Here is a 12,267-nt window from a genome sequence, read left to right as displayed (position 1 = left end):
GCACACCGCATCCCACCACCGGTTGACGTTGCGCGGGTCGATCCTGCTCCCGACCGCCGTCGTGAACACCAGCCCCGTTGCCCGGCCCCGCCCCGTCCGGTTCGCAGGTGCTGGGCGACGGCTCCCTGTGGCGGATGGTCCTGCTCGGCCTGCTCGGACGGCCGAGGCTGGTCACCGGACAGCCGAGGCAGATCGCGATGGGCGTGGTGGTGCTGACCGGGGCCGGCCTCGCGGTGGCGGCCGTGCGGTTGGCGGCGGGGCGTTGGCGGTCGTGGGCTGGTCGTCGGCCGGTCGAGGGCCGGGCTGCGGCGGTCGGGGCCGGATCGGCCGGGAGCCTGGCCGGCTGGGCGGCCTGGCTGGTGGTGGGGTGGCACTGCGTGGTCATCGTCGCGGTCTTCGCCGGGTACGTCTCGGCCGGCGGAGCGCCGTTCAGCCGTTACCTGCTGCCCGTGGTGCCGGTGCTCGCGGTCGTGGTCGCCGCGGCGGCCGACGCCCTGGTCCCGGCACGTCGACGGCTGCTGGCGGGACTGTTGACCGCGCTGGTGGTGGGCGCTCTGGCGGCGGGCCGGGTGGTGCTCACCGGCCGGGAGATCGGGTGGAAACAGCCTGCTCTGGCACCGCTCGGGGAGTACGGGCGGCTGCGGGCCGCGTGGGCGGGCGCGGGGTCTGGACCGCCGTCCCTCGGCCTCGGCGTGCTGGCCGCCGGCGCGGTGGTCGCGATGGTGACGATGGGCCTGGCGCTGGTGAACCTGAACCTGGCGCGGGAACGGGTGGGCGGGTCGTCAACCGGTCTGGGCGACCCGGCGGTAGACGGCGGCGGTGCGCTCGGCGGTGCGCCGCCAGGTGAAGGTGCGGGCATGGCGACGACCGGCCTCGGCGTCGCCGGGCGCGGTGAGCAGGTCGAGGATCGCGGTGGCGAGGTCGTCGGCGAAGCCGTCCCGACCGCCCTGGCGGACCAGCCGCACCGGGCTTCCCCCGACCGGGCCGGCCAGATCGGCCGGCGGGTCGAGCAGAGCACCGGTGACCTCGCGGACGGTGGGGATGTCGGCGGCGACGACCGGGACCCCGGCCGCGAGGGCCTCCAGAGGTGGTAGGCCGAACCCCTCGTAGCGCGACGGGAAGCACAGCACGCTCGCCCCGGCCACCGTCGCCCGCAGCTGCTCGGCGTCCAGGTAGCCGGCGGTGACCACGCTGCCCGCCGGCATCCCGGCCAGGTCGAGGGCCGGTCCCCAGCCGGGCGGGCCGACCAGGACCAGCGGCAGTGCGTCGGAGTCGGCGGCGTGCAGCCGGCGGACCGCCTCCAGCAGCACCGGCAGGTTCTTGCGCGGCTCGACCGAGCCGACGAACAGCAGGTACTGCTCGGGCAGCCCGTGCGCCCGCCGCCAGGCCAGGTCGGGGGCGGCGGTGCTGAACCAGGCGTCGTCGACGCCCAGCGGCGTCGGGGTGACCAGTGCCGGGTCGAGCCGGTAGGCGGCGATCACCTCGTCGGCGACGGCCTGGCTCGGGGTGAGCACCGCCGCCGCGCGGCGCAGCCCGCGCGGCACCAGGTCGGTGTAGCGGGCGGACGCGGCGCTGACCGCGTCCGGGGTACGCAGGTAGGACAGGTCGTGGATGGTGAGCACCCCACGGGCGGCGCGCAGCGGTGGGAGCACGAAGTTGGTGCCGTGGACCACGTCCGCGGCGCCGGTGAGCCATTCGATGCTCGGATGCTCGCCGCGAACCCAGCCCTCCTGCAGCAGCCGGGCCGGTGCGCGGCGGGCGGCCGGGTGCACCCCGGGGGGCAGCGCACCGGCGAGTTCGTCCAGCCCACGCCACGTGAAGGCGGTCGCGGCCAGCTCCCAGTACGCCGGCGCACCCGCGTCCCCGCTGTGGCCACGTGCCTCGGCGACGAGCCGCGCGAGGCCGGCGAGCAGGTGCTCGGTGTACCGGCCGACGCCGGTGCGCCGCCCGAGCAGCGGCGTCGCGTCGAGCACGATCCTCATCCGGCGGCCCGCTCAGCGCTGGTAGAGGCGGTGGCGGGCGGCGATGTCGGCCCACTGGTCGGCGAAGGCCGCGTCCGAGAAGGCCGCGGCCCGTCCGATGGCGGCGCTGGCCAGCCGGGAGCGCAGGCCGTCCTCGGCGGCGAGCCGGCGGGTGAACGAGGCGACCTGCTCGGGGCCGGTCCACCGGTAGCCGTCGACGCCGTGGCGGACGATCTCGCGCTGCCCGGCCCGGTCGATGACCACGGGCACGCAGCCGCCGGCCATCGCCTCGACGGTGGTCATCCCGAAGTGCTCGGCCGTCCAGGGCCGGCGGCGGTCGTCCTCGCCGTAGCCGGTGGCCGACCAGAACACCGAGCTCGTCGACAGCAGCCGCTCCACCTCGGCCCGCGGGGCGTTCGGGTGCAGGTGCACCGGCAGCCCGGCGCCGGCCGCGCGGACCTGCTCCAGATAGGGCAGCTGCGAGTCCTCGCAGCCGCCGACGACGTGCATCGACCAGCCGGGCAGATCACCCGACCGGTGGAGCTCGCCGAACCACTGGACCATCTCCAACTGCCGTTTGGCATGCCCGAGGCCCGGGGCGAAGAACCGCCCGACGGTGACGACCGCCTTCTCCCGTACCGGCGCCGGGTGCAGCCGGTCCACCTGGATCGGTGGGAACAGCACGTCGGCGTCCCGTTTCCACAGCTTCTCGATCCAGCTGCGGGTGAACCGGGAGTTGGCCATGATCACGTCATAGTGATCGAGGTGAGCGAGGTCCGCCGGGTCGCGCAGCAGCCAGGGGAAACGCAGCGGGAGCCGGGCGATCGGTCCCTCCCCGCCATCGGTGACCCGCGGACGGCTCACCGCCACCCCGAGCTCGCGCACGTCCGCGGCGCCGGGCGAGAACGCGTCGCTGACCAGGGTGAGCTCGGTGCCGTCCGCCGACGGTGGAAGCGGCACTTCGAACGGGGCGAAGTCCGGGCCGATCTCCAGCTTGGCGAGGACGCTGCCGGCGGCGTCGAGCACCCGCAGGGACGTGCCGCCGGGCGCGCCGGGACGGCCGATGTCGGCACGCAACGTCCGGCGCTCGCCCGGGCTGACGGCGAGGATCGCAGACCCGTTCGTCCAGGTCCACTGGCGCCGGCGACCACCCTCGGGCGGGTACCAGCCGACGCCGAAGCTCACCGCCGGTCGGATCCCGCGCAGCAGCGGCCCGGCGGTGCGCACCGCGGCCTTGCGCCAGGGCGCCATGTCATGGTCGAACGGCGTCGGGAAGAAGCACAGATACGCCGAGCGGGCCGACTGCGGTTCGATCCGGCTCATGTACGAGCCGTTGACGAACAGGTCGTAACCGGCCGACAGCGCCGCGACGGCCTGCTCGCCGCGGTCGGGCAGCCGCACGTACCGGCAGCCACGCAGGTCCAGGCCGAGGTGACTGCCCAGCGCGTCCAGGTCGACGTCGGAATGCCCGAGGATGTCGACGTCCGCGCCGTCGGCCGCCAGCACCTGGGCGATCATGCCGTTGTGGCGTTCGCCGCCGCCCATCGAGTGCCAGAACCGGTTGTAGACCGCGGCCCGGACCCCGGCAGCCGGGGCCGGCGCGGCCTCGACGGCACGCATGTCGTCGGTGCTCGCGTCGTCGGTGGTCGCGTCGTCGGTGTTCATCGGGAGACCAGCCAGCTCTGCAGGCTGCCGCGACGCTCGGTGGCGGTGGCGGCGATCTCTCGGCGGGCCCGCAGCATCGTCGGCAGCAGCCGCAGATAGGAGCCGATCACCCGCAGGCGCAGCAGCGTCGGTCGGATCGCCGGGCGACCGCGGGCGGCGCGGGCCTGACGCAGCGAACGCAGCGTCATCGACGCGGTCGTCGCCGGGTAGCGCAGCACCGCGGACAGGGCCAGGCGGGCGGTCGCGTCCTTGGTCAACATGAGCAGCCGATTACGGTCGGTGTGGAAGACGAACAGTGGTGACCACTCGACGCTGGACGCCGAATGGACGTGTCGCAGCACCGCGCCCGGCACGTAGCGGATCGCGAAGCCCCGGGCCCGGATCCGCCAGGACAGGTCGGTGTCCTCGTAGTAGAGGAAGAACGCGTCGTCGAACCAGCCGAGTTCGTGGCCGAGCGAGCTGCGGATCGCCATGCCGTTGCCGCAGGCGGTGAACACGTCCTCGGACTGGTCGAACTGGCCGGTGTCGACCTGCTGATAGCCACGGTCGGCGCCGTAGCCGTCGGTGAGCACGATCCCGCCGACGTTGTTGATCACATCGACGCGGGGGGCGTCTCCGCCGACGGTCACGGTCACGGTGGTCGATTCGGGGCCGACCGACAGCTGCGCCTGCCCGCCACCGGCGCTGCCACCCGTCGCCGGATCGGTGCCGGCCCTGGCGCCGGCCGGACCGTCCCACGCCAGGGTGACCTGCTTGAGCGACTCCGCCGCCCAGGTGAACCCGAGGGTGACCGGCCCGCCGTCGGGGATCGGCACGCACAGCTCGCCGTCGCCGCGGGTCCAGAAGTACGGTGCCGTGCCCGGCCCTTCGGCACCGTAGGTGAGCTTCTCCCACAGCACCTCGCGCAGCACCTCCCGCCCGTCCACGGTCACCGACGACACGCGCACCCCGAGCTCGCGGGAGTCGTGCGGTCCGGGGACGAACGTCGGGACGTGCAGCCGCAGGCGCAGGAACCGGGGCAGGAACACGACCTTGCCGGTGGTGGCGCCCAGGTGCTGGCCGCCGGGCTCGGTGAACGGCGCGAGGATCGCCGCGAGCCAGGTCGACTCGGGGACCGCGTCGTTGTTCAGCAGCACCGCGTATTCGGTGGTGACCGAACGCAGCGCCAGGTTGTTGCCGCCGGCGAAGCCGAGGTTGCGCTCGGACGCCACGACGTGCACCCACGGGTACCGCTCGGCGAGCAGTTCCCGGGAACCGTCCGTGGAGGCGTTGTCCACGACCCAGGTCCGGAAGGCGAAGGGTGCCTCCTGCCTGGCCATGCCGTCCAGGCACGCCGGCAGCAGGTGCGCCCCGTTCCAGTTGACGATCACGACGGTCGCCAACGGTGGCGCGGCACCGGCCGTACCCGGGGTGGCCGGAGCACCTGTGGCGGCCGGATCGTCGTTCGGCGTGTGGTCCGTCATCCGCGCAGCCTCGCCTCGTAGCCGACCTTGAGAAGTCCACCCGCGTGGGACCCGCTGACGCCGAACAGCTCCTCGAAACGGCGGGTCGTCACCGGGACGCCGGTGGCCGCATCCGAGACGTGCACCTTCACGGCGAACGCGCCGAGCAGCTCGGGTAGGCGCGGCACGACGAAGTCGACCACATGCCGCCCGGGTTCCAGCCGGAACCCACCGGGTGGCGTCTCCATCAGCCAGATCGCGATCTCTTCCGGCCCGACGATGTAGGTGTGCAGGTAGACGTGTTCGGGGGCGCCCTCGGTGACGTCGAGCTCGACGCTGATGACGACCTGCTCGCCAGGGTCGAACTGCACCGTCGTCGGGCCGCCCGACTGGTGGCTGAACATCACAGACTGTGGGCGCACGGTGGCGTACTGCCAGTCCACCGGTCCGTCGGACGGCAGGCTGCCGAGCTTCTGGCGCAGCAGTTTCGTCCCGACCGCGGGCGGCCCGTCGAAGATCATCGATCCGGACTCGAGGACCAGCACCCGGTCACACATCTGCTCGATCAGGTCGAGGGAGTGCGTGACGAACAGGATCGTGCGGCCCTGCTCCCGGAACTCGGCGATCTTGGCCAGGCACTTGCGCTGGAAGGCCTCGTCGCCGACGGCGAGCACCTCGTCGACCAGCAGCACGTCGGGATCGACATGGACCGCCACGGCGAAGCCGAGCCGCACGTACTGGCCGGACGAGTAGTGCTTCACATCATCGTCGATCTTGTGGCGCAGCTCGGCGAAGTCGACGATGGAGTCGAACAGCCGGTCGATCTCCCGGCGGGACAGGCCGAGCAGGGACGCGTTGAGGTAGACGTTGTCCCGCCCGGACAGTTCGCCGTTGAACCCGGCGCCGAGTTCGAGCAGCGAGGCGATCCGGCCGTGTACCGACACCGAACCGCTGCTCGGGCGCAGGATGCCGGCGAGCACCTTGAGCAGCGTGGACTTCCCGGAACCGTTCGCGCCGGCGAGACCGACGGTCTGCCCACGGCCGATGGTCACGTCGATGTCGCGTAGCGCCCAGAAGTCCTCACCGGCCGGGCCGCCACGGCGGACGAAACGCTCCTTGAGGCTGGTCGCGCGGTTGCGGTAGGACACGAACCGCTTGCTGACCCCACCGGCCTGGATCACCACGGCCGTCTCCGTGCCCACCCCGGCCCCGCTGCCCCCCCCGGCCTCGCCGGGCTGGCCGGGCTGGCCGGCACCGGGGACGGCGGTGCCGATCCCGGTGCCCGCCACCGTGGCCGGCGGCTCGGGGGCGGGTGGCGGCTGGGCGGGCAGCGGGAACGCCGAGCCGCGCTGGTATGCGGACGAGTGTCGTGCCACTGCAACTCCTTGCTGGTCGCCGGGCGACGATCACCATGATCGCATCATCTCGGCGGGGGCTGGTTCCGGGGCGCCGGGGCGGGGGAGGCGGACCGCCTGCGTCGACCGGAGCGTCCGCCCGCACGTGCTCGACCCACCGGTCCTCGACCTGTTCGCGCCACGCGTGTTCGGCCTACAGGTCCTCGGCGAAGTCGGCCTGCATGGTGCGGAACACCTGCAGGCCGATCCAGAGCAGGGCCAGTGACGTCGCCCCGGCGATGGCGAGATGCTCCAGATAGAACCGGTAGCCATCGTGGGGCAGGACTGCCTTGTGCCCCGTGGAGTATCCGGCGGGGGGAGCATAGATCGCCCGCTGGAACGAGATGACCACCACTGCCATCGGATTGAGCAGGTACACCCAGGTCCATTCGTGCAGCCGGTCCTCGATCAGGCTGAAGGCGTAGACCATCGGGTTGACCCAGAACCAGGCGAGCAGTGCGACGTCGAGCAGGTGCGCGGTGTCGCGGTAGCGCACGTTGAGCGCGCTGACCAGCAGGGACAGGGCGACGGTGAAGACGAACGCCACGGCCCCCGCGGGAACGAGCAAAAGCAGGTTCGGCCCGAGCAGGTGATAGCCGAGCACGAGGATCACCACGAACAGCACGGCCAGCTGGAGCAGGAAGTGCACGGCGGCGAAACCGACCGCGGACAGCGGGAGCACCGCCAGCGGGAAGCGCACCTTCTTGACCAGGTTCGCGTTCGCCACCACGCTGCCGCAGGCCGCGGAAACGCTGCCGGAGAACGCGTTCCAGATCAGCAGGCCGGACATGAGGTAGATGCCGAACCGTGGAATTCCGGCCTTCAGCACGATCTGGAAGACGAAGGTGTACACGACCAGCAGCAGCATCGGGTTCGCCAGCGACCAGGCGAATCCCAGTGTCGAGCCCTTGTACTTGACCTTCAGGTCCTTGCGGACCAGGTTGCGCAGCAGCTCCCAGCGCACCTTCGTCTGCGCCCGGCTGCGGTGGGCCAACCGGCTCGAATCCGCGGCGTGGTCCGGCTCACCGCGCGGGCCGGGCGGCGTCGACGCCATCACCTGACCCGTGGCCGGCGCCGGAGCGTCAGCGAGATGTGACACAGCTTGTCCGCTCCTCACGTGACCCGACCGCCGGAATCCCGACGCTACCGTGCCACTGCCGGGGGCACGACGCCGCCTGTCCGGGGCGTCATCATCCGGTCCGGTGGCGGGCGTGCGAAGTGCGCTCCATAGTATCGATGGCGTCCATCTGGCTTCGGCCGGCTGATGCCGCTCGGGAATTCCCGTTGTGCGGTGTGCCGTCGGGGCCCACCCGGCAAAGGCGGCCGTCCTCTGGCCGCATGGAGGGGACGGCCGTGTTCACCGACGTCCGACTACGCGAAGTGTGGTCGCATCTGGAGTCGGGCGGGGCACAGGCCCTGACTCTGGATGTGTTCGACACCCTGCTCTGGCGCATGGTGCCCGAGCCCACTCACGCGTTCGTGCTGCTCGGCCATCGGCTCGCCGACGCCGGGCATCTGCCGGCGAGCGTGTCGCCCGGCGAGTTCGCCCGGCTGCGGGTGCACGCCGAACATGTGGCCCGGCTGCACGCCCACGAGACCCGCGGCACCTACGAGGTCCGCCTCGACGAGATCTGGCAGCTGCTGCTGCCAGCCCTGCCGGGCACCGCGGGCGCGCAGGATCTGCTCGACGCGGAGGTCGCCGTCGAGCGCGAGCTGTGCCGGGCGGACCTCGCCGTCGTCGAGCTCGCCGAACTCGCGATGACCAAGCTCGGCCTGCCGGTGTACCTGCTGTCCGACACGTACTTCTCCGCGGGCCAGCTCGAGCGGCTGCTGAATCGCCCGGAGCTGTCCGGGGTCCAGTTCACCCGGATCTTCACCTCGTCGGACGCCGGGACGTCCAAGAGCGACGGGCTGTTCCAGCACATGCTGGCCGCCGCCAACCTGCAGCCCTCCCGGGTCGTCCATCTCGGTGATCATCCCGTCGCCGATGTCGAGGGGGCCCGCGAGCACGGGCTCGTCGCCATCCACTACCCCAAGTACGCCGGCTCCCTGCGCCAGACCCTCGAGCTTGAGGGCCTGCGTGGTCAACCCGGGGACGACACCGCGATCGACCCCGTGGACGGCGACTACGGCATGACCGCGCTGCGGGCCCGGACGCTGCACCGCGCCGACGCCCTCGCCGTCCCCGCCGGGCTGCGCCGCTACTGGGAGACCGGGGCGACCGTGTTCGGGCCGGTCTTCGCCGGTTTCGCCGAATGGGCGGTGGAACGCGCCCGCGACTTCGGTGCCGACCACATCCACTGCCTGATGCGTGAGGGTGACTTTCTGTCCCGGCTGCTCGTCGACCCGGGTGAGGACATCGGCATCACCACGTCCACCGTCTGGGCGTCCCGGCAGGTGTGTGCCCTGTCGAACGTGTTCGAGGGCAGCCCGGAGGAGCTGAAGAGCTTCCTGGTCCGCCGGCACGCCCCCAGCGTCGGCCAGCTGCTGCGCCAGCTCGGCGTGCGCCTGGACAACGTCGCCGGCATCTCCGCGCTGGCCGAGCGCCGCCTGGACGTCCCCGGGCTGCTCGACGACACCCTCGAGGCCCTGTGCTCGGACGAGCGGATCCGCAGCGAGATCGTGCTCACCGCGTCCCGGCTGCGCGAACGCTACGTCACCTACCTCGACGGCCAGCTGCCCGAGTCGGGGCGGATGGTCGTGCTCGACCTCGGCTGGGGCGGCACCATCCAGGCACTGCTCGCCCGGCTGCTCGCCTCCACCGGTCGCAGCCTGGACATCCTCGGCCTGTACCTGGCGACGAACCAGGCGGCGATGACCCACCGGCTCGCCGGGCTCGAGCTCGAGGGCTACCTGGCCTCCGGCGGTCAGCCGGAGATGATGGCCAACCAGCTCATGCGCAGCCCCGAGGTGCTCGAGCAGCTGTGCATGCCCGACGTCGGCTCGCTCGTCTCCTTCGACGAGATGAGCAACCCGGTGCTCAGCATCGATCGCACGTCGCGCACCCAGGTGGCCCAGCGGGCCGCCGTGCAGGACGGCATCCTGGCCTTCCAGCGGGAATGGCTGCGCTACCGGCGCTCCGAGACGCCGATGCCGCCGCTGTCGGCACCCGGCGCGCGCCACGCGGGTCTGCGCACGCTGACCCGGTTCATCGCCCGCCCGACCGCCGCGGAGGCCGCCGCGTTCGGGTCGTGGGCGCACGACGACAACTTCGGCTCCGACTCCACCGAGGGCCTGCTGCCACCGGAGCTGGTGCGGCGCATGCCCTACCTCACCCCGGCCGACGTCGAGAAGATCTCCATGCGGGAGCTGTACTGGCCCGCCGGGGTCGCCGGGGTCGCGAACCGGCCGCTCGCCGTCGTCGCCGGGCTCGCCGCCGCCGCGGGAGTCCCGGCCGAGGAGGTCTCGCCCGAGGCCGCGGCCGGCCCGGTGGAGGTCTACGTCGATACCGGCGCGGACTTCGTCAACGGCACGAAGCAGACCGCGGTCACCCGCTCGGCCCGGGACGGCCTGTCGTTGGTGCGTCTGAGCCTGGAGGCGGTGGGCGCCCGGCGGATCCGGATCGACCCCGCTGGCCGGCGGGGCCTGCTGCGCCTGGACTGGCTGACGCTGTCGTTCCACATCAACAACATCAGCGAGCCGTACAAGGTGACGATCACTTCGCTGGACGACCCGGCGCAGCAGCTCGCCCTGGTCGGTCTGCGGCTGCTGCAGCCGAACCTGGTCGAGATCGTCGGCGACGACCCACAGTTCGTCTACACCATCGATTTGGCGTCGCAGCCGCAGCTGGCCGGGGTCTACGCTCTGGAGGTCGAGATGGCCTTCGGCTGGATGGGCATCCGCGGCGATCCGCTGGCCCTGCCCGTTGTCGGCCCGGCCCGCGACGGGTTGCCGGTGCGGGCCGCCCGCAAGATCCGGCGTGAGCTGGGAGGACTGCGGTGACCGAACAGGCGGATCCCGCTCCCGACCCCATCGGGGCCGGGCCGGCCGCCGAAGGCGGCGAGCCGGCGGCGTTCTCGGCCGCTGAGCCGCCGGTACGGGGGCCGTTCGAGGTGCGCGGCGGAGCTGACGCGGCGCCGTCGTCCACCGCGGCAGGCCCCGCCGAGGTAACGGGTCCGTCCGCGGCGGCCGGTTCCTCCGGGGTGCCGCCGCGCGGGTCGTCCTGGACTCGTCCGGACGGGCAGGCCTGGGATCCACTCACCGACCCGCTCACCGGGCCGTTGGGTCGCTCGGCCGGCGCCCGCCCGTTCGCCCTGGCAGCCGCCTTCCAGCACCCCGCCGCACCACCCACCAGCGACCAGCCGTTCGGGGATGCCGTGCCGTTCGGGGATGCTGTGCCGTCCGGCGAGGCCGTCTCGTCCACTGAGTCCGTCTCGTCCACTGCGGCGGAGCCGTCCACCGGGAGCGAGTCGCTCGTGGAGGCGACGCAGCTGACGGGCACCGTCTCGTCCATCGACACCGTCTCGTCCATCGACACCGTGTCATCTACGGACGCCGTGTCATCGGTGGAAACCACGCCGCCCGTCGGGGCTGTGCTGCCGGTCGACCCGGCGCCCTCCACCGGGGCCGTGCCGTCCACCGACGCTCTGGTGCACACCGACTCCAGGCGGCCTGGTGCCGAGGATCCGGCGGATGCGGACACCGGGGCGGTGCGGGACAGCTTCGCCGAGCTCGCGGCGATGGCTGCGGGAGAGCAGGCCGTGGCCCGGCCGGCGGCCTCGGCGCCGGTACGGGTCGAGGGGTACGCCCAGGAGATGGCCGACGCCGCCACGCCGACCCGTGCCCCGCTGTTGCTGCACTCGCTGGCCGATCTGCGGGAGATCTGGGTGCCGCTGGTCGAGGCCTCCGGGGCGCGCAGCATCGCCGAGATCGGCTCGGAGAGCGGGGTCACCACCACACTCCTGGTTGACCTGCTTCGGCGCGGCGGCGGGGGGCGGCTCGTCGTCGTCGACCCGAATCCCGGCGTGGAGCCGACCTCCGGCGGTGGGCTGGACGTGCAGGTCATCCGCGGCTACAGCCCGCAGGCCCTGGACGACCATGCGCCGACCGACGCCTACCTGCTCGACGGCGACCACAACTACGCCACCGTGCGCGGCGAGCTGGCGGCGATCGCGGCGGCCGTCGAGCAGTTCGGCCGTTCGTCGTTCCCCCTGGTGATCCTGCACGACGTCGGCTGGCCGGCCGGGCGGCGCGACCAGTACTACGCGCCGGACCGGATCGCCGAGAACGACCGTCAACCCCACTCCTGGGACGTCGGCGTGGAAATCGACGATCCCGGTACGGTGCGGGGCGGTTTTCGTGGGATGGGTGCGTTCGCCTGGGCGCTGACCGAGGGCGGCGCCCGCAACGGGGTGCGCACGGCCATCGAGGACTTCATCGCCGAACAGCCCGACCTGCGGTTTTTCACCGTCGCGCCGATCTTCGGCCTTGGCGTGGTGGTCGACCGGCGCGCGCCCTGGGCCCGCCGGATCGCCGATCTGCTCACGCCGTGGATCTCCAACCCGCTGCTGTCCCGGCTGGAGCGCAACCGCATCGACCTGTACCTGCAGGTCCTGCGCCTGCAGGACGCCGCGACCGCGGCCGCCCGGGTCCGGCAACGGGAATGGTCCCGGCTTGACGAGGAGCGCAGCCGCCTCGCCGCGACCGACCTGGCCCAGCTCGCCCGCATCGCCGAGCTCGAACGTGAACTCGGCGAGCTACGCCGGCGGGAAGCCGAATCCGGCCGGCCCGGGTCGAGCGGTCCTTGAGGGTGTCGAAGGCGCCGTCGTTGAAGATGTTGCAGTTCTGGAAGATCTCGACGAACGC

7 protein-coding genes are annotated in these 12,267 nt (G+C 72.5%); 2 read left to right on the top strand and 5 right to left on the bottom strand.

Going from position 1 to position 12,267, the window contains the following annotated elements; translation table 11 throughout:
* Positions 1–782 precede the first annotated feature (782 nt).
* From ND747_RS27535 to ND747_RS27515, 5 genes are all read right to left on the bottom strand, one after another.
* Entirely contained in the window at positions 783–1,982 is a 1,200-nt protein-coding gene (locus ND747_RS27535) for a glycosyltransferase family 1 protein (protein ID WP_251737179.1), read from the bottom strand.
* A 12-nt stretch (positions 1,983–1,994) separates the two neighbouring features.
* Positions 1,995–3,581, bottom strand: a complete 1,587-nt coding sequence (locus ND747_RS27530; protein ID WP_251737180.1) for a glycosyltransferase — start codon at positions 3,579–3,581, stop codon at positions 1,995–1,997.
* Positions 3,582–3,622: 41 nt separating this feature from the next.
* Positions 3,623–5,089 carry a glycosyltransferase gene (locus tag ND747_RS27525; RefSeq protein ID WP_251737178.1) on the bottom strand — a complete coding sequence of 489 codons (1,467 nt, stop codon included), beginning with the start codon at positions 5,087–5,089 and terminating at the stop codon, positions 3,623–3,625.
* Positions 5,086–6,444 carry an ABC transporter ATP-binding protein gene (locus ND747_RS27520; protein ID WP_251737177.1) on the bottom strand — a complete coding sequence of 453 codons (1,359 nt, stop codon included), beginning with the start codon at positions 6,442–6,444 and terminating at the stop codon, positions 5,086–5,088. The genes ND747_RS27525 and ND747_RS27520 overlap by 4 nt, the downstream gene beginning before the upstream one ends.
* 172 nt (positions 6,445–6,616) lie before the next feature.
* On the bottom strand, positions 6,617–7,561 hold the full coding sequence (locus tag ND747_RS27515; protein WP_251737176.1) for an ABC transporter permease: 945 nt from the start codon (positions 7,559–7,561) through the stop codon (positions 6,617–6,619).
* Positions 7,562–7,815: 254 nt separating this feature from the next.
* On the opposite strand from ND747_RS27515, the gene ND747_RS27510 reads away from it, so the two are divergent.
* Positions 7,816–10,404: an HAD-IA family hydrolase gene (locus tag ND747_RS27510; RefSeq protein WP_251737175.1), complete on the top strand. Its 2,589-nt coding sequence runs from the start codon at positions 7,816–7,818 to the stop codon at positions 10,402–10,404.
* Positions 10,401–12,209 carry a class I SAM-dependent methyltransferase gene (locus ND747_RS27505; protein WP_251737174.1) on the top strand — a complete coding sequence of 603 codons (1,809 nt, stop codon included), beginning with the start codon at positions 10,401–10,403 and terminating at the stop codon, positions 12,207–12,209. The genes ND747_RS27510 and ND747_RS27505 overlap by 4 nt, the downstream gene beginning before the upstream one ends.
* Positions 12,210–12,267 lie beyond the last annotated feature (58 nt).

The sequence above is a fragment of the Frankia sp. R82 genome, from assembly GCF_023716925.1.
Lineage (GTDB): Bacteria > Actinomycetota > Actinomycetes > Frankiales > Frankiaceae > Frankia.
This window is presented reverse-complemented; position numbering and strand designations above follow the sequence as displayed.

Coding starts and splice junctions, on each gene's coding strand:
- ND747_RS27530 (WP_251737180.1), bottom strand. CDS start 3,581: ATGCGTGCCGTCGAGGCCGCGCCGGCCCCGGCTGCCGGGGTCCGGGCC.
- ND747_RS27535 (WP_251737179.1), bottom strand. CDS start 1,982: ATGAGGATCGTGCTCGACGCGACGCCGCTGCTCGGGCGGCGCACCGGC.
- ND747_RS27525 (WP_251737178.1), bottom strand. CDS start 5,089: ATGACGGACCACACGCCGAACGACGATCCGGCCGCCACAGGTGCTCCG.